Annotated in this window: 23 protein-coding genes and 1 pseudogene; 12 read left to right on the forward strand and 12 right to left on the reverse strand. The window is 43.5% G+C overall.

All coding sequences use genetic code 11. The annotated features are described in order from the left end of the window. Positions 1 to 185 precede the first annotated feature (185 nt). The 4 genes from agaB to G541_RS0101280 are packed head-to-tail and all read left to right on the forward strand — an operon-like array spanning position 186 to position 3,503. Positions 186 to 1,400 (forward strand): PTS galactosamine transporter subunit IIB, encoded by a 1,215-nt coding sequence (gene agaB / locus G541_RS10105; RefSeq protein ID WP_081654756.1) that lies wholly within the window; start codon positions 186 to 188, stop codon positions 1,398 to 1,400. Between the two features lie 33 nt (positions 1,401 to 1,433). After that, complete coding sequence (agaC, locus tag G541_RS0101270; RefSeq protein WP_009552612.1) at positions 1,434 to 2,237, forward strand: PTS galactosamine transporter subunit IIC; 804 nt, start codon at positions 1,434 to 1,436, stop codon at positions 2,235 to 2,237. After that, positions 2,227 to 3,030, forward strand: a complete 804-nt coding sequence (agaD, locus tag G541_RS0101275) for a PTS galactosamine transporter subunit IID (protein WP_027826220.1) — start codon at positions 2,227 to 2,229, stop codon at positions 3,028 to 3,030. The genes agaC and agaD overlap by 11 nt, the downstream gene beginning before the upstream one ends. Before the next feature lie 29 nt (positions 3,031 to 3,059). Next, positions 3,060 to 3,503, forward strand: a complete 444-nt coding sequence (locus G541_RS0101280) for a PTS sugar transporter subunit IIA (RefSeq protein ID WP_009552608.1) — start codon at positions 3,060 to 3,062, stop codon at positions 3,501 to 3,503. 78 nt (positions 3,504 to 3,581) lie between these two features. Here the strand turns inward: G541_RS0101280 and G541_RS09910 are convergent, their stop codons facing one another. Together G541_RS09910 and G541_RS0101290 are read right to left on the reverse strand one after the other, a co-directional pair. Continuing rightward, on the reverse strand, positions 3,582 to 4,112 hold the full coding sequence (locus tag G541_RS09910) for a GNAT family N-acetyltransferase (protein WP_081581120.1): 531 nt from the start codon (positions 4,110 to 4,112) through the stop codon (positions 3,582 to 3,584). A gap of 51 nt (positions 4,113 to 4,163) precedes the next feature. Continuing rightward, complete coding sequence (locus tag G541_RS0101290) at positions 4,164 to 4,793, reverse strand: DNA-3-methyladenine glycosylase (protein WP_027826221.1); 630 nt, start codon at positions 4,791 to 4,793, stop codon at positions 4,164 to 4,166. Between the two features lie 67 nt (positions 4,794 to 4,860). Here G541_RS0101290 and G541_RS0101295 point away from each other — a divergent pair, with 67 nt between their 5' ends. Continuing rightward, the gene (locus tag G541_RS0101295) at positions 4,861 to 5,223 is read left to right on the forward strand and encodes a DUF488 domain-containing protein (protein ID WP_027826222.1); all 363 of its coding nucleotides are present in this window, start codon (positions 4,861 to 4,863) and stop codon (positions 5,221 to 5,223) included. 161 nt (positions 5,224 to 5,384) lie between these two features. Here G541_RS0101295 and G541_RS0101300 read toward each other — a convergent pair whose 3' ends face one another. The 4 genes from G541_RS0101300 to G541_RS0101315 form a co-directional block, all read right to left on the reverse strand. Next, positions 5,385 to 6,650, reverse strand: coding sequence for a solute carrier family 23 protein (locus tag G541_RS0101300; protein ID WP_009552600.1), 1,266 nt, complete (start codon positions 6,648 to 6,650; stop codon positions 5,385 to 5,387). Between the two features lie 251 nt (positions 6,651 to 6,901). Continuing rightward, positions 6,902 to 8,578, reverse strand: a complete 1,677-nt coding sequence (locus G541_RS0101305; RefSeq protein WP_035162627.1) for a hypothetical protein — start codon at positions 8,576 to 8,578, stop codon at positions 6,902 to 6,904. A 10-nt stretch (positions 8,579 to 8,588) separates the two neighbouring features. Beyond that, entirely contained in the window at positions 8,589 to 9,620 is a 1,032-nt protein-coding gene (locus tag G541_RS0101310) for a WxLIP family cell surface protein (RefSeq protein WP_027826224.1), read from the reverse strand. A 21-nt stretch (positions 9,621 to 9,641) separates the two neighbouring features. Continuing rightward, complete coding sequence (locus G541_RS0101315) at positions 9,642 to 10,256, reverse strand: WxL domain-containing protein (protein WP_027826225.1); 615 nt, start codon at positions 10,254 to 10,256, stop codon at positions 9,642 to 9,644. Positions 10,257 to 10,494: 238 nt separating this feature from the next. On the opposite strand from G541_RS0101315, the gene G541_RS0101320 reads away from it, so the two are divergent. Further along, positions 10,495 to 10,953: an 8-oxo-dGTP diphosphatase gene (locus G541_RS0101320; protein ID WP_009552592.1), complete on the forward strand. Its 459-nt coding sequence runs from the start codon at positions 10,495 to 10,497 to the stop codon at positions 10,951 to 10,953. 86 nt (positions 10,954 to 11,039) lie between these two features. On the opposite strand, the pseudogene G541_RS09110 reads toward G541_RS0101320, so the two are convergent. Further along, a pseudogene (locus tag G541_RS09110) lies at positions 11,040 to 12,969 on the reverse strand (PTS sugar transporter subunit IIABC). Positions 12,970 to 13,145: 176 nt separating this feature from the next. Here G541_RS09110 and treR point away from each other — a divergent pair. Further along, entirely contained in the window at positions 13,146 to 13,871 is a 726-nt protein-coding gene (gene treR, locus G541_RS0101330; RefSeq protein WP_027826226.1) for a trehalose operon repressor, read from the forward strand. A gap of 9 nt (positions 13,872 to 13,880) precedes the next feature. Further along, on the forward strand, positions 13,881 to 15,545 hold the full coding sequence (gene treC / locus G541_RS0101335) for an alpha,alpha-phosphotrehalase (RefSeq protein ID WP_027826227.1): 1,665 nt from the start codon (positions 13,881 to 13,883) through the stop codon (positions 15,543 to 15,545). A gap of 96 nt (positions 15,546 to 15,641) precedes the next feature. Here treC and G541_RS0101340 read toward each other — a convergent pair whose 3' ends face one another. The 4 genes from G541_RS0101340 to G541_RS09915 form a co-directional block, all read right to left on the reverse strand. Continuing rightward, a complete protein-coding gene (locus G541_RS0101340) occupies positions 15,642 to 16,022 on the reverse strand; it encodes a DUF3021 family protein (RefSeq protein WP_009552584.1) in 381 nt (126 codons plus the stop codon). A 17-nt stretch (positions 16,023 to 16,039) separates the two neighbouring features. Further along, complete coding sequence (locus tag G541_RS0101345) at positions 16,040 to 16,492, reverse strand: LytTR family DNA-binding domain-containing protein (protein ID WP_027826228.1); 453 nt, start codon at positions 16,490 to 16,492, stop codon at positions 16,040 to 16,042. A gap of 235 nt (positions 16,493 to 16,727) precedes the next feature. Then, positions 16,728 to 17,186, reverse strand: coding sequence for a nitroreductase family protein (locus G541_RS0101350; protein WP_009552580.1), 459 nt, complete (start codon positions 17,184 to 17,186; stop codon positions 16,728 to 16,730). Between the two features lie 15 nt (positions 17,187 to 17,201). Further along, on the reverse strand, positions 17,202 to 17,486 hold the full coding sequence (locus G541_RS09915; protein WP_009552579.1) for a GNAT family N-acetyltransferase: 285 nt from the start codon (positions 17,484 to 17,486) through the stop codon (positions 17,202 to 17,204). A gap of 802 nt (positions 17,487 to 18,288) precedes the next feature. Between G541_RS09915 and G541_RS0101360 the strand changes: the two genes are divergently transcribed. The 4 genes from G541_RS0101360 (at position 18,289) to G541_RS09120 (ending at position 21,378) form a co-directional block, all read left to right on the forward strand. After that, positions 18,289 to 19,104: a hypothetical protein gene (locus G541_RS0101360; RefSeq protein WP_027826229.1), complete on the forward strand. Its 816-nt coding sequence runs from the start codon at positions 18,289 to 18,291 to the stop codon at positions 19,102 to 19,104. A gap of 165 nt (positions 19,105 to 19,269) precedes the next feature. Continuing rightward, complete coding sequence (locus G541_RS0101365) at positions 19,270 to 20,208, forward strand: Dyp-type peroxidase (RefSeq protein ID WP_027826230.1); 939 nt, start codon at positions 19,270 to 19,272, stop codon at positions 20,206 to 20,208. 167 nt (positions 20,209 to 20,375) lie between these two features. Next, positions 20,376 to 20,699 (forward strand): heavy metal-binding domain-containing protein, encoded by a 324-nt coding sequence (locus tag G541_RS0101370; protein ID WP_009552573.1) that lies wholly within the window; start codon positions 20,376 to 20,378, stop codon positions 20,697 to 20,699. 139 nt (positions 20,700 to 20,838) lie between these two features. Next, on the forward strand, positions 20,839 to 21,378 hold the full coding sequence (locus G541_RS09120; protein WP_009552571.1) for an O-acetyl-ADP-ribose deacetylase: 540 nt from the start codon (positions 20,839 to 20,841) through the stop codon (positions 21,376 to 21,378). A gap of 157 nt (positions 21,379 to 21,535) precedes the next feature. Here G541_RS09120 and G541_RS0101380 read toward each other — a convergent pair whose 3' ends face one another. Next, positions 21,536 to 22,447 carry a DNA/RNA non-specific endonuclease gene (locus tag G541_RS0101380; RefSeq protein WP_027826231.1) on the reverse strand — a complete coding sequence of 304 codons (912 nt, stop codon included), beginning with the start codon at positions 22,445 to 22,447 and terminating at the stop codon, positions 21,536 to 21,538. Between the last annotated feature and the right edge of the window lie 18 nt (positions 22,448 to 22,465).

The raw sequence follows: 22,465 nt of genomic DNA on the forward strand, positions 1-22,465 counted from the left end.
TTGGCACAAAATTGTTATGTAAAATCAGGTGTGAATCTATAAAAATAATATTCAATTTAGGATAAGTAACTAAAGCCAAAATAGCATAAAAACAGGCTAATGTAAACGTTGACAACGAGGGGTGAGAGTTTTATGCTATAACTGTTGTTATAGTAACATAACAAGTTGAGAGAGTAGGTTAGTTCGTGGCAAAAAAATCTGTTCCTTTGTATCAAAAAATGATGGTTGCAATCATGCATCAGGTCGATGCAGGTGCTTGGCATGAAAATGATAAGCTTCCATCAGAAAAGATCCTGGGTGAGCAGTATCAAGTGAGCCGAATTACCGTCCGTAAAGCGTTAGCAGAATTACAAAAGCGTAATTATGTCTACACCAAACATGGGCAGGGAACATTTGTTACTCCACGGGAACGGCGTAACCAGGGGATCGATTTTTGGAATATCGAACAGATTATCGCGCAAATGGGGTACCATCCGTCTAGTTCGATTGATCGTTTTCAGGTGGTAACAGACTACCGCTATGAAGACATCAAGCAGCAAATGGGACTGAACAACGATGACTATCTTTATAAAGTTGAGAAGACCTATACCGCTGATAGTCAACGGGTGATGTACCGGCGAGTGTTTATTGCATATGAACGTTTCCCACAAATTACCCTCTCCGAACTTGAGCACACTGAGATTATTCCTTTAATTTGCCGTAAATACGGCTTTTCAACAAGCAATTTTTCCCTCAGTGTGACTGTTGTTCGGGCGTCAAAACAGACAAAGCATTACTTGGATCATACTCATGATAATGTATATGTTTTCGAACGTAGGGGGTATGATCGGGACCGGATGGTTTACCTAGAAAAGGCGTATGTGACGGGCCTCTTACCTCTCCACTTGATGACGCATGATAACGAGAAAGGAAGTTTTAAGATGAGTACACCTGACATTGTGTTAACTCGCATTGATAACCGGTTGGTACACGGTCAAGTAGGGGTTGTTTGGACCTCAGCAATCGGAGCTAACTTACTGTTGGTGGCCAACGATGCAGCAGCTAAAGATGAATTACAACAGGAATTAATGACAGCGACAGCAGAAACTGCTGGCGTGGGGATTCGGTTCTGGACTTTGGATAAGACAATTTCAACTATCCACAAAGCCAGCGCTCGGCAACATATCTTTCTAGTTGTCAAAACACCAGCTGATGTTTTGACCCTAGTTAAGGGGGGCGTGCCAATTACAGAAGTGAATGTTGGTAATATGCATTACAGTGATGGTAAAGAACAAATCTCCAAGAAGGTGTACATGGATCAAGCCGATAAGGATGCAATCAACGGACTGATTGATGCCGGAGTGAAGGTTTATATCAAGGATGTTCCAGAAGATAAGGAACAAGTTTTACAAAAGTTCTAGTCGATAAGAAAAAACAGCAAAGAAGGTAATACAATGATTACACTGACCCAAGGGATTATGGTCTCTATTTTTGCCATTATTGCTGGGGCCGACTTTTGGTTGGAAGGTTTCTATATTTTCCGGCCAATGATTGTCTGCACAGTAACCGGGATGCTTCTGGGCGACCTACGGCTCGGAATCGTTGCTGGTGGTTTGACTGAATTAGCCTTTGCCGGATTAACTCCAGTTGGGGGGACACAACCACCTAACCCAATTATGGCGGGGATTATGACGGTAGTATTGGCACACACAACAGGACATACACCAACCACTGCGATTGGCTTGTCCTTGCCATTTTCAATTTTGATGCAATACATAATTCTCTTCTTCTACTCAGCATTCTCATTGCTGACTAAGAAGTTGGATGAGTACGCTGATCAAGCTGAAACCGGGAAGTTTGCCCGGTTGGTAATCACACCAACAGTGATTGTGTCGGTAGTTTATGGTTTATTCACTTTCTTATGTATCTATGCAGCCCAAGCACCAATGAAGGGCTTAGTCAACGCTATGCCAACTTGGTTAAGTCACGGCTTTGAAATCGCTGGTGGGATCTTGCCAGCTGTTGGGTTTGCAATGTTGCTCAAGAGCATGTTAAAGGGCAAATATGTTCCTTACTTGCTACTTGGGTTCACTGCTGCTTGCTTCATCAAGTTCGGTAACTTAATGCCAGTAGCTGTAATTGGGATTGCTTTGGCAATGATCGAATTTGAACGGGCAAAGAATAACCGGGACACACAACAAAAATTACGTGAAGTAGAAGAAAACGTCGCTAACGGAGGTGAAGAAGATGGCATCTAAGCACACGGGTAAATTAACCAAGAAAGATATTCGGATGGTTGGGGTGCGGTCAATCTGGAACCAATCAGCGATGAACTACCAACGGATGCAAGCTGATGGCTGGACATTAGCTATTTTGCCGGCCCTCAAGAAGATTTACGGGGACGACAAAAAGGGTTTAAGTGATGCGATCAAAGGAAACCTGCAGTTTATGAACACCAACAACTATGCAGCACCATTGTTGATGGGGTTAGAATTATCTCTGGAAGAAAATGGCGAAGACCGGGAAACCATTGATGGATTACGGGTGGCCTTGTTCGGTCCTTTAGCCGGGATCGGGGATGCGATCACATGGTTCACTATCTTACCAATTGTTGCGGGGATTACTGCATCTTTTGCTAAGCAAGGCAGTATCTTAGGACCACTGTTGTTCTTTATTGTCTATCTCTTATTATTCTTAGCGCGGATTCCGATTGCTCAATTAGGTTATAGTGCAGGTTCAAAGGCTGTTTCACAAATTCGGAAAGATTCAGCGATTGTTTCCCACGCTGCTAGCGTTTTGGGATGTACCGTTATTGGTGGTTTGATTGCAACTTACGTTCAAATTACGGTTAAGTCAAAAATTGCAGTCACATCAACTACTACAATCTCAATTCAAAAGCAGTTCTTTGATAACATCTTCCCTAACATTTTGCCATTAGGATACACGTTCGTACTGTATTACCTGGTTAAAAAGAAGAATGTTAGCCCAGTAATGTTAATCATCATTACATTCGTGTTGGCAATCATTTGTTCCTGGTTAGGAATCTTATAATTGTCAGAATTAACAAGGGAGGAAGAGAAATGCAAATTGTAGTGACCGGTCACGGTAATTTTGCCACGGGGATTGCTTCAACAGTGCAATTGTTAGCCGGTAATGTAAGTGGCGTCCAGTACGTTGACTTTACTGCTGATATGAATGAAGAAACCCTGACTAATAAGCTTCAAGAAACGTTAACCCAAGATCAAGGCACAGTCTTTTTCTGTGACCTGTTAGGGGGAACACCTTACAAGCAAGCTGCCACTCTCAAGGCTACGCATCCTGATCAGGATATCGCGGTAGTTTGTGGTTGCAATGTAGCTTCCTTATTGGAAAATGCATTAATGGGATTGGATCAATTTGCCAACTCTCATGACTTAGCGGCTAAGATTGTAACTACTGCTCAGGCGGGAATTCGTGAATTTGGCGTTTCATCTCGTCCAGCAGCAACAGCGCGTCCTGTTGATGAAGAAGAGGATGGCATTTAACATCTAAACTAGTTTGATTAAACTAAGAAGAGGTCACCAAGAATTACACGTTCTTGGGTGACCTCTTTTAAATTAAGATCATAAGTGCTTGTACATGACTGGGCATGGACGGAGCTCATAGCCTAACGGATAATCCATCTCCTTAACCGTAACGAAGCCTTCACGCTTGTAGAATTTTAGACCGCCAAAGTTAAACTTCCAAGCACAGAGCACTAATTCTTGGATTCCCAGTTCCTGGGCGCGTTTTTCGGCATGCTGCAACAACTGTTTGCCCAAGCCGTGACCAGCAAAACCGCGAGTGGTATAAAGCCGAGAAATCTCTAACAATTCATTGCTATTTTGGGGCCGGACGCCTTCGAACTCTGGTGTGCGAGTTAATTTAGTATAGGCCAAAATGACATGTTCATCGAGATCTTCAATGAGGTAGAACTCGTTGTCCTCATCAGCTAATTCGTTTTTGAGATGAGATAGGTTTAGTTCATGCTGAGTATAAATTGCCATATCGAGGACATCAGCGTCACTCTTATAAGAGTTGAAAAAGGTTAAAACACTAACTACTTGTAGCTGTTCTAAATCAGCCATAGTGGCTCTTCTCAGGCGGGTACGCATCACTACCACTCCATTCTTTTTTAGGTCTTAGTATAGCGTAAATTGGAACAATTAGTCCCAACCATGCTTGGATAGATCCATATCTCGTTTGCGCATCTGGGAGACATAGGGATTTCCCTGAACATAAAAGCGCAGGGGAGCGTTGCCATCTTTCTTGTTAAGATTAACGCCAATCCGGGAGCTAACGGCTATTTCTCGTGGAATATAGTGGCGGGCAATATCGATAGTTAAGATATTATTTTCTAAAGGTTGCCCATCTAGCTTGCGCGAGTTGATTCCCAGTGCTTGAACTAGTTTAGCAGGACCATTACTGATGGCAAAACCAGTTTGCCGCCGATTAGCAGCCATTTGCTCGGAATTAAGACACGGTTCTAAACCGCGGATTAGCACCCCATGAGGGACATCTTGCGCTTGAACAGCAATATCTAGGCAGTAATGGCCACGAATTTGATAAAGATAAATTGTTCCTGGTAAACCATAAAGGGACTCGGTGTAGGCGGTTCTCCGTCCATTGTACGCGTGGGAGGCAGAGTCGTTTTCACCTAGGTAAGCTTCTGTTTCTACAATCAATCCGCCAACGGTTCCTTTAGGACCATGATAATACAAGGTAGTTCCCAGAAGATCTTGGGCAATCCGGGGAGTAGGACGCCCAGTGAAAAATTTTTGATAGGGGGTCAACAAGATTGCATCATCCTTTCAGAGGTTTTATGCTTAGGTTAGCACGAAAAGCAGGGAAGAAGGAATATATATGCAAATTAGGATAGCACGAATCTATCAGCAGCCAGCAGATCTTACTGGTTACCGGGTACTTGTTGATCGGTTATGGCCACGGGGTATTTCTAGAGCAAAAGCGCATTTAGACCAATGGCTGAAGGGAGTCGCACCGAGCAACGAACTGCGTAAATGGTTTGCTCATGATCCGGCAAAGTTTGCTGACTTTAAAGTGCGGTACCAGGCGGAATTAGCAGATAATCCTGCTTACCAGGAGTTACTAGCTATGGCTCAGCAGCAAGTTTGTTTAATTCTTCTGTATAGTGCCAAGGATGAGTTACACAATCAGGCAGTGGTTTTACAGGAGAAATTACTAGCAGATAGTGACGCCAATCATTGATACTGAGTGTAGAATTAAAGGAAATAATATAAAAAGCAGTGAGTGCTGATAATAGCATTCACTACTTTTTTAGCTCAATATTGCTGAGAAATCATAATTATGTCCCAACCCACACTTTCAGACATAATAAATATTTCCTGGGCAATACTTACTTTAATTGTTTAGCGTTCGCTGAAAGCCTTGTCTGGTAATACCAAGTTCAAAACAATTCCGAGGACGGATGCAACTGCTAGCCCAGAGAAAGTGTATTGACCTAATTGGAGGTAGGCATTACCAATCCCAATAACCAAGATGGAAGAAGCAATCATCAGGTTACGCTTCTTGTTGAAGTCAACCTGCTTGTCAACGATAACGCGTAACCCACTGGATGCGATTACCCCGAAGAGCAGGAAGGAGATCCCCCCGATTACCGGAGAAGGAATGGATTCGATCAAAGCACTTAACTTACCAACAAAGCTGAAGATGATGGCAAAAAGTGCAGCTCCACCTAGGACATAAACGCTGTGAACCTTAGTGATGGCTAAAACACCAATGTTTTCCCCGTAGGAAGTAACAGGAGGTCCACCAACAAATCCAGCGATGATAGAAGCAGTCCCGTCACCGGCTAAGGTATGGGTCAAGCCAGGATCCTTAAAGAAATTCCGATCAGTTAACTTGTTGAGCACCATGATATGGCCCATGTGTTCAGTCATTGTCACAAAGGCAATTGGGGCCATGCTGAGGATTGCGCCCCAGTACATATGAGGGTGGTAGCTGATGAATGGAATTTGGAAGCTTGGTAAGCTGAACCAAGCGGCTGATTGCACTCCACTAAGGTCAACAATTCCGAATAAGAGAGCAGCGATATACCCAGCAATAATCCCGAGTAAGATAGGAATTAAACTCAAGAAGCCTTTGAGGAACATGTTGAAACCAATTGTTACTAACAGGGTGATCATTGCAACAGCAAAGAACCGCAAGTCGTAGTTATTACCGTTCATTGTGGCATCCTTAGCAGCAGTAGCAGCCAGGGAAAGCCCGATAACCATGACGATTGGACCAACGACAATTGGGGGTAAGACCTTATCGATCCAATCAGAACCAAAGAAACTGATAATCAGGGCAACAATGAGATAAACCATCCCCACAGCCACTGTCCCCTGGGCAATTCCTGGGTAACCGGTTGTTTTCATCAAAGCCAGCATTGGGACGATGAATGAGAAACTAGACCCCATGTAAGCAGGGATTTTTCCCCGGGTAATCAAGATGTACATGAGGGTACCAACCCCAGAACTGAAGAGGGCGATCCCTGGGTTCAAACCTACCAGGATTGGAACCAAGACGGTTGAACCGAACATGGAAAACATATGTTGGATGGAAAGACCAATCCATTGTCCAAAACTAGGACGTTCGTGGATGTCAAGGATGACATCATCGCGGTGTGACATAAATATTCCTCCTAAAATTAGCCCTAAAACGTAAAAATAGCTTTTGAACTCGAGGAGCCCAAAAGCTATACTAATCTACCACTCCCATAGATCTAAGGAGTAGGAAACACGTTGTCTTTTGAGGCCTCACGGGACCACATTAAAGGACCTTATTGAATTGTAGTCATTCTAGCGTGTTTTACATAGAGTGTCAAGCAAGAAATGCTATTATTGCCATTTTTAATGTCTGAACAGTAATATTACCCACCAGTTTACTGAGAAGCTGCAACATTTGTTTGAGGGGTGAGGTTCCAAGTGATGTTCTCTTGATAATTGCTAGTTGTATCAAGGGAATTGTGGTACCCGTCCCACAAAACTTTAGCGTTGAGAGCATGCGTAAACTCGCCAGTAGCTCCATTTCCCTGTGTGAAGTTAGCTACGGTAGAAGGAGTGGTACTAAGGACTTGCCCCATGATCTCTAAGCGGCCGTTGAGTGTCGTAATGCGGTGGGAAGTTGCGGTTGTTGTGATAGCCGCTGTTAGTTGCCAATTAGCAGTGCTAGCGTTAGGGATATAGGCACTGACAGTATCAGTTGCAGCTGTTTGTGAAGAACTACTACCCCCGTTGTAAATCGTTGTTGCGGCGATACTGCCAAAATCGATCACTGCAGGGACTTTTAGTACTGGAATCTGAAGTTGAATCTGGGCAGGGTTGCTGACAGTTACCAAAGAATCACCCGAATATACTCTGAGCTGGAGATAAACCTTGTTGCCTGTGTTTTCCTGTTGTGCTAGGTACTGAACAAAGCGGTCATTGGCTGCTAAAGTCATCCAGTCGGCTCCCAACGTTCCAGTAGCCTTATTAGAACCAAAATCAGAGGCGACATCTTTGAACTCTTTACCAGTAGTGTAATACCAGTGGTAAGTTAGGTTGGTTCCTAAATTTTGTGTAATTAATTTGAGCATAGCAGGATCAAAATAATCCGCAGTATTCAAAGATTTATTTGCCAATGTATCTTGAGTACTGATCATTGCCTTGAGACCACCATATTGGAGCGTAATTGCTTGGGGAGCGGAAGGTAAGGGGTATTCAAATTGCATGGGAATTCCAAACTGATCCCCACTAGTATTTGTGATTCCAGTCATAGCGGTGCTTAGAACGCTGGGATCTGTTTTGAGGATGTATTTTGTTTGGAGGGCATTGGCAACAACTTTTTGACTAACTTGGGGACCGTCAATTGCGTTGTTTAAAGCATCGATACTAAAGAAACTCTCAAAGCTTGTTTGAAGACGGGGGGCAGTAATTTCATAAGAAATTGATTGCCCCGCATAATAGTGACCAGATAATTGTCCCAGGGTATCATGCTGGACGCTATTCCAACCTAAGACCGGAGTGCTCATGACGTAGGGGTATGTTCTATCATCAGCCACCCCGTTGGTTTTCCAGAAACCATATGAGGAGTCATTATCGAAGATGCACAATTGAATTCGATCAGCCTTAATATTTCCCAGGTTAAAATTAACATTCCAAAGCGCGGTCCGTGAGAAGTCCTGAACTTTGGAACGTGTTACCTTACTACTGTCTAGCTCCTGACCGGAAATCTGGCCGTTAGTTTCGGCTACGACATAGTAGCGGGTTGCAGAGCTTTTATTCCAGCTAATATGAGCTAAAATGTTGTAATTAACATGGATATCGTTCCCATCACGGTATTCAGCGATGGGAGTGTTATCATTTAGCATAATCCCATACTTATTACGGGTAATGATGCCAGCTTCGCGGTATCCCTCGGTCCAAGTCGCAAAAGCAGTAGTCGGCCAAGTGACGGTCGAACCGCTAATCGGCGTGATATCCGCAGCTTTTGTCACTGTTGTCGGCGGTAAACTGAGGACCAAGCCAATACCACAAATAAGACTTAGTAAGACAAGAAAAGGTTTAAAACTAATTCGCATAATGTTCACACTACTTATTTTTCTTATTTAAACGTTTATTTTGGGCAATGATTATCCCACATAAAATAACGATCAACAAGACCAAAAAGCCAATCAAGAGCCAAATTAATTGTGAAAGGCCCAACCAGCCTTTTTGTTTGGTAAATGGTACACCTTGGCTACCCGTGATCGTGAAGTTTTGCCGGAGATTCCACTTCCGTTTTCCGGACTGGAGGTGCAACGTTAGGGTATACTTACCTGCTCCAAGCTGATCATGGTCAGTGACCAGGAAGTTAAATGTTGAATTGGGTGCAACCTGGTAGTTTTGGACTTGGCGTTGGGCCAGGACTTTTGTCTGTCCCTGTTTGGTAATCTGGGCATTGATCGTTAATTTGCCAAATAAAACGGGACGTGTATTGCGTAGGGTAGCACTGATTTTAGGCCCCTTTTGAACCTTAACGGCCTTAAGTTTCATTTGGGCGACTTGATCGGGATGTTCTTGCTGACTGACCAATACGGGCAATGTCATAGCAAAGTGATTCTGTGCCGAAAGTTTACTCTTGGGATCAACATGAGCATTAGTCATACGCTCAACATAAATACCACCCGCGATGGTTCCATTAAACTTTTGTCGGGGAAGACGGAGATTAATAGAAACAGTCGTTGATTTGTGGGCTGCTACTGTTACTTGTTGAGTTCGTTCTTTTTTAGGAACAAACTGGGTTAATTGGAAAGCAGCAGTGGGATCTTTTTTAGTCTTGAAATCTGTATAGTTGATGGCACCATTATCCGTTGTTGTTGCGTTACCTACGCGAACAATGTAGTCAACGTTGGTGTCAGAATTAAGGTTGGTGATTTTGACTTTTACAGGAACCGTCGTTTTAGGGCGCGTTTTAAGAGCAAAATAGCCCGTAGTATCCGGTCTTTGTTCCCGCGGATATACAGGGCTAATTGTAAATTGCGCCGCATCATTTGCGACTGCGGCCTGAACAGCCGGCTTCTGTAGAAAGCAAAATCCGAGCACCAAGGTCAGGATAACCTGGGTAAATGTTTTTACTTTCATTTGGATAACCTTCTCTAAAAATTATTTACTTACGTCAACATTTGGTGCTGAAGTTAAATTCCAGGTCAAGTTAGCAGTGTAGTCACCACTTGCTAAAGAGTCGTGACTGGAGAAGGTAAACTTAGCATGAGAAATAGTAGCGCTGGCACTCCCCTTGTTAGCCCCAGTAGAGCTGGCGATTTGGGTGGCAGAAGCGTTAGGAAGAGTTAAACTAAATGGGTTTTGTCCCCAAGTCCAGCCAGTAGCCGTACCATTGTTAAAAGAGAAAGTGCCTGGAGTGACAGCCATTGTCCCAGCAATCTTGCTATTACCATTGGTAAAAGCAGTTGTTTGGGAAACAGCGAGGTTCCAGCCATTTTGATCTAAGCGGGTGTCGGTAATTTTCACAGTATTGTTGGTGGTAAGATCTTGTTCAACTGAGCCGCCATTGAAGACTTGATCAGCAGTTACTGTTCCGAAAGCAAAACTTGGCACAGCATCCAGGGAGAGTTTGGCTGACTGATCGTCCTGTGAGATATTCAAGGTGGCAGTACTATTTTGTGAAGTTGTGTCAGCGGCATGTGCAGTTAAACTTCCGCCGAATAATAAACAACTAGTTGCGAGCGTTGCAAGGCTCAATTGTTTAGTTAATTTCATGTAAATCGTCCTTTCTATAACAAAAAGAGATAAACTACCACCTCCATAATAACGCATAAAATTTAAATTTTGAAATATTTAATTAGCTAAATTTTCTATAATGATGGTTATATTAAAGAAAATTAATAATTTTATCAATATAAAAAATGATATTAATGATAATAAAAAGTTAGTTGGAGTATGGTTGATAATATTTTGACAGTGGTACAATGAATGCACCTAAAGAGGAGGAATCATGATGGCAGATCGAACCGAACCAGTAACATTAACTAATATGTGTATGGTCCAAAAAGATGGCAAAGTATTAGTCCTTGACCGAACTGATCCTGCTTGGCCGGGCTTAACCTTTCCTGGAGGGCATGTTGAGCCGGGAGAGCCTGTGAATATGTCAGTAGTCCGTGAGATCAAAGAAGAAACGGGACTAAAGATTACGCCACCACGCTTATGTGGTTTGAAGCAGTTCAATGATGCTCAAAATCGGCGTTATATTGTTTTTTGTTACATTGCAAAAGTTCAGAGTGGGAAGCTCAGGGAATCAGCTGAGGGGCGATTAACATGGATGACCTTAGAAGAGCTGAAGCAGCGCCCGTTAGCTGAAGGTTTTGCAGGGATGTTGAATATTTTTTGTGATGAAGAATTAACGGAATACTTTGTCCACTACGGTGCAGATGGAGAGCGGCAAGAAGCAGTGTACTAGACAAAACCAAAAAAATCCGTACCAGCGAGTGAACATGGTACGGATTTTCTCTTTATTAGATGTTTAGTAAAAGCGGTTAGGATATATTACTTGGTTGAACCTGGCCGTTGCTTTTTAGCAACTTTCTTACCCATAGTCATTTGATCATTGTAGCCCCATACCCAAGTGATGATGAAGGAGACGATGATTGATACTGCACTAGCAAGTAAGAATGTATAGAAACTAGATAAATCAGTTGGATGTTGTGGATTGAAGAAGGATGAGAATCCAATCAAACCGCCGGTGAATCCAAACATTGTTCCGTGGAACAGACCAGTAATAAAGCCCCCAGCAGCGGAACCAATCAAACCAGAAACGAAGACTTTTCTATACCGGAGGTTAACCCCGTAAATAGCTGGTTCGGTAACCCCGCAGAAAGCAGAAATAGCTGCTGCAAAGCCGAGTTCTTTGGTGTCTTCCTTCTTGGACTTGAGTGCAACTGCCAGAACGGCTGCCCCTTGGGAGATCATAGTTGAACAGATAATAGCATTCAAAGCACTTTGACCTGTCCCTGCAATCTGTTGTGCAACTAGTGGGACAACACCCCAGTGAAGCCCGAAGATAACCAGTAATTGGTAGAAACCACCGATGATAAGACCTCCGGCCCAACCGGAAACAGAAACCAACCAGTTGATTAAAACGGCTACTCCGTTAGCGATACCTTGGATGACTGGACCAGTAATGACCAAAGTGATTACTGATACAACCAGAACGGTAATCAGAGGAATGAAAATCATGTGGAGGTAACTTGGTAAAACTTTCTTGAGCCAATCTTCGCACTTCTTAGCCAGCCAAGCAGCTAAGATCATTGGGAAGATTGAGTAAGAGTAGTTCAGGAATTGGAACTTAAAGCCCCCAACTTCGAACATTGTCTTAAATGCTTTACCCCATTCAATTAATTGAGGATAGGCGAGGACGCCCCCAATAACCGCAGCGATAATTGGGTCAGAGTTGAGCCGTTTAGCAGCACTGAAACCGACTAAGATTGGCAGGAAGAAGAAGGCTGAGTCACCAATAGCTGACAACGTGATGTAAGCAGTGCTTTTGACATCAAGCAAAGCCCCCAGTTGCGGTAGGGTTAATAATGCTAACAGGCCCTTTAAAATCCCGGCGGCAGCGATAACACCTACAACGGGGCTCATTGAACCGGTAATGAACCCGATTAAATTGCCAAACGCTTTGGAGACAGGGTTCTTGCCGTCATCTGTCTGTGGTTGGGCAGGGGCATCACCGAGATCACCTAATTCTTTAACAACTTCTTCGAAAACTGGCACAACTTCGTTGCCAATTACCACTTGGTATTGGCCGGAAGCGTGCATTACGTCAAGGATACCCCGTTGATTCTTCAAAATTTCATCATTAGCCTTACCTTCATCTTTGAGGTAGAAACGTAACCGCGTGATACAGTGGATCACATTGTTAACATTAGCTTTGCCCCCAACATTTTTAACGATAAACTTAGCTAATTCAGCATGTGAGAGTTTCTTGGAACTATCATGCGCTTCTTCTTGGCTCTTTAAAAAGGCCGTTGCCACAGGTGCTGCGCTATGAACTGCACCTTCAGTTAGGTCTAAGCCTGATAAGACCTGGGCTGAATTGGTAATAAGCACCATGATGGTAGTGTCAAGGCCACTTGCTTGGATTTGCTCAAGATCCATAGTAGCAATGGCATCTCCCGCACGCACTTCTTGTTCAGGGACGACATTCAATTGGAATGGTTTGCCAGCCAAACCGACCGTATCAACCCCCCATGTGGATTAAGACTTCGAGTCCATCATTAGTAACAATTCCGATCGCATGTTTGCTGTCGGCAACCATTGAAACTTTACCACTTACTGGGGCGACAACCTGACCATCAGTTGGGGTCAGGCCAAAACCTTGCCCCATAGTACCTTGGGCAAAGATGGGGTCAGATGTTTTTGCTAATGCAATCACAGTCCCATTTGCTGGTGCAAGCAGTTGACTTGTTTGTGCCATAATATCTCTCCTTTGTTAAACCGCTTTCTTTATATTCGTTCATTATATTATACTTGTACGTACAAGTTGTCAACATAAAATGTAAGAGATTACAAAAGTTGCTATATCAATCTTTTTAAAAGTGTTTACTTGTGTATACAAGTTGGTATAATAATAACAGAAATGGGGTGGAGAAGATGGCGCGTGTCAAAGCGGATATGATTGCACAAGACATTGCAACAAAGATCAAGCACGGAATATATGCGGCAGAATCGTTTTTACCTAGTGAGAATCAACTGACAGAGTTATACGGTGCTTCGCGAGCAACCGTCCGTAAAGCATTAGGAGAACTGCTCGATTTGGGATTGATTCAAAAGATAAAGGGGAAAGGCTCAAAGGTCTTACGACTGGACCGGTATACTTTTCCGCTTTCTGGGATCACGAGTTTTGCAGAACTTAACCGCAAGCTAGGAATGAATGCTACAACGGAGTTGCTGAAATTCAAGGAACAAACCAAGCTACCTATGAACTTTGAACGTTATTTTGAGGAAGAAAAAGATCTAGCAGGATACGAGATCGAACGGCTCCGGGTGATTGATGGTGAGCCTTATGTTTTGGATCAGGACTATGTGCTAAGCCCACCCGTGACCGGGTTAACGCCTGATATTGCTGCCAAGTCCCTTTATGCATACTTTGAACAGGACTTACAGCTGGATATTTCATATGCAACCAAAGAAGTCAATGTGATCAAAGTAGATCAACGAATCCATGATTTGTTGCAACTTGATCAAGAACTAGCAGTCGTTGTAATTAGCAGAAATTATTTGGCAGATACGACTGAATTTCAATTGACGTTGTCATATCACCGCCCAGATCGTTTTCGGTTTGTAGATTTTGCCCGGCGGCAAAAATTAAATTTCTAGGAGGCAGAGATGGAATTTAAAGAACTTGGAAAAAAGGTTATCTATCAGATTTATCCGAAATCATTTTATGATTCAAACAATGACGGTGTCGGAGATTTACGGGGAATTATTGCTAAATTAGACTATATCAAGCAGCTCAATGTTGATATGATCTGGTTCAATCCGTTCTTTGTTTCGCCACAAAATGACAATGGGTATGACATTGCTAATTACCGGCAAGTTGATCCGCGTTTTGGAACGATGGCAGATTTAGAAGAAATGATTGCTAAGCTTAAAGAGATCGGCGTCGGAGTAATGTTTGATATGGTGCTCAACCATTGTTCAACAGACCATGAATGGTTCCAAAAAGCATTGGCTGGCGATGAATACTACCAGAAGTTCTTCTACCTTCGCCCGGGGAAGGATGGGGGATATCCTAATAACTGGCAGTCCAAGTTCGGGGGCCCTGCTTGGAGTAAATTTGGTGATACCGACCTGTATTATCTCCATTTATATGATAAGACACAGGCTGATTTAGACTGGCATAATCCAGCGGTCAGAAAAGAATTGTTCGAGGTAGTTAACTTTTGGCGCCAAAAAGGAGTGCATGGCTTCCGGTTTGATGTGATCAATGTTACAGGGAAAGACACTGTTTTGGTTGATTCTACAAATATTGAACAGGAAAAGCGGCTCTATACAGATACACCGGTGGTCCAAGACTACCTTAGAGAACTTAATGCGCAGTCGTTTGGGCAGGATCCTGAAGCGATCACGGTGGGGGAGATGTCTTCAACGACAATCCCTAATTCGATTGCATATACTAAACCAGAGAACCACGAACTCTCCATGACTTTTGCTTTCCATCATTTGAAGACAGATTATATGGATGGGCAAAAGTGGACGCAGACACCATTTGATTTTCAGGCTTTGAAACACTATCTCTTGGACTGGCAAGAAGAAATCGCTCAAGGTGGTGGTTGGCAAGCCTTATTCTGGAATAACCATGATCAACCGTGGGCTTTGAATCGTTTTGGTGATCCAGGACAATACCGGGTAAAATCAGCAGAAATGATGGCAGCAACGATTCACCTAATGCGGGGGACGCCATATATCTACATGGGAGAAGAATTAGGGATGGTTGATCCGAGTTATCAATCCATGGCGGAATACGTGGATGTGGAAGCTCAGAATGCTTATCAGGAACTGGTAGCAGGAGGGCAGGATCCTCAGGAAGCTTTTGCGATTGTCCATTCTAAGGCACGCGATAACTCCCGGGTACCGATGCATTGGGATGCTAGCCAGTATGCGGGGTTCAGTCAGGTTAAGCCATGGTTGATGCCGACAGACCAAGCAAAGATCAATGTGCATCAGGAATTGACGAGTGGTGAAATTTTTGCTTTTTATCAGCAATTGATTGCATTACGTAAACAAGATGAGTTGGTCTCAAATGGACAGATCCACAGCATCTTACGCGACCATGATCAGGTGCTGGCATATGTACGGTCATTACCAGAACGGCCAGATCAATTGGCTGTTTTCAGTAATTTCTATGGTCAAGAAACCACAGTTGTCATTCCGGCCGAATTGCGTAAGGCAGGAGAAGTGGTAGTTACCAACTATGGCCGGGTACTTACTAGTTTGGCAGAAGAATTAACCTTGCAACCATACGAAACATTGGCTTTTCGAACCCAATAAACCATTTTAGTTACAGGATGGAATGTTTCACGTGAAACAAACACGCCCTTGCTGGGAAAAAGCAGGGGCGTGTTTTTTGTGTAAGGAATATAATATTTACCGGCGTTTGCGTAAGGCTTCATTAACCCGTTGTACCTGGGTCCACTGGTCGATATAATAAATCACCCAGATGATGATGTAGATCAAAATGATAATGACAAATGTTTCGAACGAGAACTTCCAGTTATTGATCAGCATCATGATCCGGACGATACCAACAGTAGTGATGAAATGCAGCGCTATCAGGAAAAAGAAATTGTATTCATCAAATATAAAAAGTATTGATGTTAAACCCATTACTCCGCCTAGGCCTAAGACACTTAAAGTATTAAACCAGGTGGTAGTAGTGGGACCGATACCAGCAGTAATTAGGCATAAATAAGCGACAGCTACAAAACCTGTACCGATGATAAACTGATGAATGGCTTTTTTTAACATAGGTGTTCCCCCTTTTTTTAAATACCCAAACGTTGTTCAAGCTGTTTAAGATACCGGCGACTGACAGTAGTCCGGTGGTTAGCGCTCAGACGAGCGACCATGGCCCCGCTAAAACCGGCCTCCAATGCCTGTAAATGATCAAGGTTGAGAATGGCGTAGCGGGAAACTTGGACAAAGGTTGGACCGAGCTCCTGGACGATCTGGTGGAGATGCCCCCGCGTAGTAATCGTTTGATCGGTAGTAGTGATAGTGAGAACTTCACGATTGACTTCAATGAGAATAATATTTTGATACTTAAGCATCAGGACCCGGTCGTTAGTTCTGACCGGGAGAACGGTTCGTGACTTACCTACTAGGCGGTGAATGTCATGGATAAGGGCAGTGATCGCTGGTGTTTGTTCAGCGGCACGAACTGCGATCGAAATTTCGTCAGGACCTAAGTTGGTGTCGGGTTCGAATGACACATGCATGTTACTCCCTCCTTGAGATTTGCGTAAACTAGGCAGTGCGTTGCTCTTGCTGGTAAATGGCTAAAATAGATTATTAGGCTTGCAGGAAGTAGATAATGCTAACTGCTAGTTCCTGTCTTTTATGATAGACGAAGATAGGAGGTTTGTGGTAATTAGAAAAGCCAAACGGGTATGCATAAGGGTTAAAAGCACAAAAAGAGGCCCCGAACGGTAGATTCGGAGCCACAAAGTTGATTTATTTAACAATATTAGCTTTGATTCGGTCAACGGGGATTGGGCGTGGGGTGAAGGAAGTTGTCGTTTGCCCCAAAGTGATCGCAAACAGGGGTGTAAAACCAGCAGGAATGATCGCTGGTGGTAGACTGGCAACACAGTAGAGGTTGTAGTTTGCACCTAAGCCCATGTCCTCAGCTGCTAGTTCAATATTATGGATGATTGCTCCTGCTGAGAGGTACTTACTTGTTCGAACTTCACGCGCAGAAACCACAATAACGGTTGGTGCGTCATAGATCCCCGGGAGTTGCTGGAGGATTTCCGGTTTTTGAATAACGGTTAGGCGGTAATTATCATAGTTGCCACGGCCAACAGGAGCAGCGCTAGCAGCATGTAGTAGCTGTTGCAGCTGGTCAGGAGTAACTTGGCCTGTGTATTCACGTACTGCTTTGCGGGCGTGCAACATTGTCATTAATTCCATGCTAAGGCTCCTTTCTTATTTAGCAATGAGATCTTGAAATTCTGGATGTTTAGCGATAAAGGCTTTTGCGTATGGACACCGGGGGATGACATAACCTGTACGCTGCCGAACTTCGGTGAGAAAAGCCGTGGTCAGCTGCCCAGCGATCCCTTGCCCGCGGTGGGCAGGATCAACCCATACTTGTGTGATGAGATAGGTGGGGTGGGGTGTAGCGGGCATATCCTGGTAAGTGATCTTTCCCAGTGCTTCATGCGCGGGAGAGAATGCTGTAAATACATCTGTTTGCCATTGGTAGTCCATAGTGATCCTTCTTTCTAAAAGCGATATTTGTAAAAAAGACCGTGATGAAAAATCACGGCCACAAGCTATACAGGATGGATGAGTCCATAACTAACAATTTATGGTTGCTTTACAACTTTATTGTATATTGCTAGCAATTCTTTTCCCAGTAATATGCTTAAAAAGCCGTGACAAGGATGCCACGGCAAGTCGTAAGAAAAAACACAGGACATGAAGTACTGTGTTGGAGGATAACCTCCACGACCAACGGTACAGGAAAAAAGCACCGAACAACAGAATGGAAAGGCTATCTTTACTTATTTTTAATAAATAAAAAATCCTCTAAAACACGTGCCTGTGTGTCCAGAGGAAGTAGGGATCGGTTACGATTTACCAATCATTGGAAAGACGTAACCAGGTTTGGCTTGGTGAGAACCAAACCCTTATAAATGGTGAGATAATTAGAGTGACGATCCGACAGCAGATATGTGCCTGTCTTTCGCTGCCTATCATCCCATCGTCCTTTAGTATATCACATTTAAATTATGAATGTAGGACTTAAAATGGAATATTAACTGATAAATATCTTATCTTACAGAAAGCGGATACAATATTGGTATTATAGTAATTGAAATGAGCTGATGAGTGTAAATTAATTGCGAAAAATAATACTAAATGAACAGGTACCTTCAGGGAGAATGAGAACATGATGAGGGCAATTCTCAGTAACCTGGTCCCGAGAAAAGCGCTTTTATGTGGTAAAATAATTGATGTTAGCGGTTGGATGACCGCAGAAAAAAGTATAGAGAAGGTAGTAACAAAAATGACAAACGTGAATAACGAGGATAAACGGGGTCCACAGTTTAGTTACGGGCTATATTATGGTGAGGTTATTTTGTTAGACTGGTTGAGTAAGGCTAAGCAAAACGATGAAGTACCACCACGTTTTGCCCAGGAATATGGGGTTGATATGTTAGCAGCCCTCAAGAAGTTTAAAGATCTTGCTTTACTCGAAAAGACTGCTGACGCATATCAGCTAACGGAAAAAGGGCAAAAATTATTGGCCGATCACGGTTATTTCATGTGGGCAGAAGGTAAGGAGGCATTCCTGCTCAGTCCTAAAGACTTGATTCGGTACGGCGAATTCAATGTCAAGCCACCATATAACCGTGTGGGGAGCCAAGCTTTAGATGACATCACTATGGAAACTAAGGACTTGAGCAAGTTGGCTGTCTATGAAGACGCCTTAGCCCGCTTGTTTAAAGACGAAAATATTATCCCAGGAATTGTTGAAAGAACATTCTTTAGCTTCATTTTGCAATATTTAGGGTTGCATGGTGAACGCACTGAGGATGGTCAAGGAGTACGGTTTAGTGCTACCACAATTTTCACCAAGCCATTGCCTGTTTTACAGCAACGGTTGGGGAGTACAGACTTCAATCCTGGTTTGTATGAATATGTTGGACAACGTTTTAAAGAAAAATACGGTAAGTTACTTGACCCGGTAATTGATCTGGACAAAGAAGATATTGCTAAGATGATTACTGATACAACGCGGTCCAATACTGTTCTTCAGGGGAACCGGGTGCGGTTGCTCAAGTCCAAGGTGAAGGACCAAGCAATGGTAACATACGAATAGGGTAATAATAGCAATTACCTCCAAATAGCAAGGGGCTGGATGATTCATCCGGCTCTTTTTGGTAGTTAAGTTTAGCAAATATTTAAGGGTTTTATTTTTAAAAATTCTAAAATGGTATGCTATAATGTGCGGTGAGAGAAAGTTGAAATCAGGAGGTAGTTTGTGATGACAGTTAATCCTAGCATGGCTCAAAGCGTGTGGAAGAGTCCTGGTGAAAACGTGTTATTTACAGTTTTAGAATTGAAGCGTGAAGATCAGGCCCATGAACAAGAAGTGATTACAGATTTTGCCGATCGTTATCAAGCCATTTTGCGGTCAATGAACATTCGGATGAATGAGCGGGGCGGGATCGAAGCGGCCTGGGGGCTCAGCAACGCAGCCTGGGATTACTTGTTCCCTAATGCCAATAAACCGCAAGAATTGGAAACGTACCAGACGCTGACAGGTCCCAAATACACCATGCCAGCTACTAAAGGCGACTTGTTCTTCCACTTGCGGGCCAAGGATGAGGCAACAGTATATGAAGTGATGAGCCAGATCATGGAATTTTTGCGACCTATTACAACTGTGGTGGATGAAACTAAGGGATTCCGCTATTTTGAGGGGCGCGCTATCATTGGTTTTATCGATGGTACCGAAGCTCCTGAAGTAGAACGGGCAGCTGAATATGCTATCATCGGGGACGAAGATCCAGAGTTTATTAACGGTTCGTATGCTTTTGCGCAAAAATGGCGCCATCATATGGATATTTGGAACAGACTTTCAACTGAAACACAGGAAAAAGCGATTGGGCGGAAAAAGTTCAGTGATTTAGAATTAGATGATGAAGAAAAATTCGCTAACGCTCACAGCGCGGTATCAAATGTTGGCGATGAGAAAAAGATTGTGCGAATGAATGTGCCGTTCTCTGATCCGGCTTCCGGAAATACAGGCACATACTTCATCGGCTATGCTCGTCATTGGACAACTACTAAAGAAATGCTGGAAGCAATGGTTGACCAAGGTGATTACCTGTTATCGTTCTCTGATATTTTGAGTGGTCAGCTGTTCTTTATCCCATCCAAGGATACATTGGATGCAATTGCTGACGGTGAATATAAATAATATTATTACTACGGGGTGTGACCTAGGGACATGGAAGGAGCATCCCGTTATTTATATCTTTCTTAAACTGGCATCCATTGTTATTAAATTACATTAATGTTACAATAACGTTACACTGATTAATGAAATAATTAATAACCCGTTTAGTAAACGAGAGGAGAAAAATTATGCTGATTACAACAACTGAACATATTCCAGGCAAAGATTACGAGGTGATTGGAGAAGTTTTTGGCGTTACTACCCAGTCTAAGAATGTATTTTCTAACATTGGTGCCGGATTGAAGAATATTGTTGGGGGCGAAATCAAGGCATATACATCGATGCTCCATGAATCCCGGCAAAAAGCCATTGACCGGCTCAAAGAAGAAGCAGCAGCTAAGGGAGCCGATGCCATCGTTATGATGCGGTTTGATTCCGGCTCAATTGGGACTGATATGCAATCTGTCGTTGCGTATGGCACAGCAGTCCGTTTTCTCGATGACGAATATTAATAAAGATTAAGTTCCAGGAGCGAGGCGCAATCTCATTAGTGATTTCGTCTTGCTCCTTTACTATATAACTGGGGACAGACATCTAGTGTGATAGAATAGGGGCAGGAAGACGCGAAGAGAATTTAGGAAAGGATAAAAAATGAAGCAAATCAATATCATTCAGGGTGACATTACCCAATTAGATGTAACTGCGATTGTAAATGCCGCCAACCCGTCATTGCTAGGTGGCGGTGGTGTTGATGGAGCCATTCACCGAGCTGCGGGTCCCGAGTTATTGGCAGAATGTCGCACTTTGCATGGGTGTCCAGTTGGCGGAGCTAAGCTTACGCAGGGCTATCGTTTGCCGGCCCAGTATGTGATCCACACTCCAGGTCCAGTTTGGCAGGGTGGAAAAAATAACGAACCCCAGCTATTGCGCAATTCCTATGTCAATAGTTTGCGGGTGGCCGAAGAGCATGGTTGTGCTACGGTTGCCTTTCCAGCAATTAGTACCGGTGTTTATCATTATCCGCTAGAGGAGGCGACAAAGATTGCGTTGCAAACAGTGAATGATTTCCTAGCTAATTCCCAAGTGGTGACAGAGGTCACAATGGTCTGCTATAACGTGACTGCTTACCGTGTCTATAAAAATACGGCACGGTTACTCCCCTTTAATGAGCAAGTCTTTGTCAATTATTGAAATGAGGGAGTAAGAATTAACCTATGCAGCAAAGTGTTTGTCCTAGCGTTTAGGCTGGTGGTTATTTTTCTCCATTATTTATAGGCTATTATTAAATAAACAACGAGGCTGGTGAGATGTAACTTTTCACCAGCCTCGTAGTATTAATTTGATCAAATTACCGGCGTTGTGCGTACCCGGTCGCATAATCAATTGTGATATTAGGTTGAACATTAGGAACGAAAACATTGAACTCTAGCGCGCCGTCCCGTGACTTGGCTTCTAAGTGAGCCCCAGCAGGCACTAAGTTGTCACCGGCATAAATATCAGTGACCCGGTAGCGAACTTGCTTATTTTGATCAAGGGCCTTCCGGACCAAGCCTTCGTAATAGTTCTGCCCGGTCGAATACTGGGCCCGCGCTTCATTGGCCCAGGCAGTTTGCGTGGCAATATTTTTGGGATTAGACTCCGAAGCATCGAACCCACGAATATTGCCGACTAAAGCATAGCCCAGGAGGTGCCCCCGGTCATAGGCATGCTTGTATGTTCCGGGGAGGTCGAGAACCTGATGGAAACCTAAGGGACGCCAATTAGTCCGACCGTTACCTGTTTCCTGACGGTTCCGGTACTGCCGACTGGTACGGTTGAGCCAAGCGTTGGCAACGGTTGGGCGTCCTAGATTATCTGTCTGGTTGACAGCATAAGGAGCACTAGCGATGTTAGCATTGAGATCAGTTTGGTTGTTGTTAACAATGAATGCTCCAGCATTATTCCATTGTAAATTCCCTTTCAATTGGGACGTAACTGAGTCAGTGAGGACAGTTGATGCTAACTGCTGGTCAGGAACAGTCGCAGTAGCAGGCAGGGTCAGAGAACTGGCATTGGCGGAGCTACTGCTTGATGTTGTTTCAGAGCTAACCGAGCTCTGGGTGCTATTTATCCTGCTGCTAGAGCTAGTTTGACTAGTATGTTGTGCTGGGGTGCTACTGCTGGTGGCAGAAGAAGTGTTACTAGAATTACTACATCCTGCTAGCGTGAACACCAGCATTAAACCAGCGAGAAGCTGACTAAATTTGCGTAAGCGATGCATAAGAATATTCTCCTTTGG

The sequence above is a fragment of the Ligilactobacillus saerimneri DSM 16049 genome (assembly GCF_000423265.1).
Taxonomy (GTDB): Bacteria; Bacillota; Bacilli; order Lactobacillales; family Lactobacillaceae; genus Ligilactobacillus; species Ligilactobacillus saerimneri.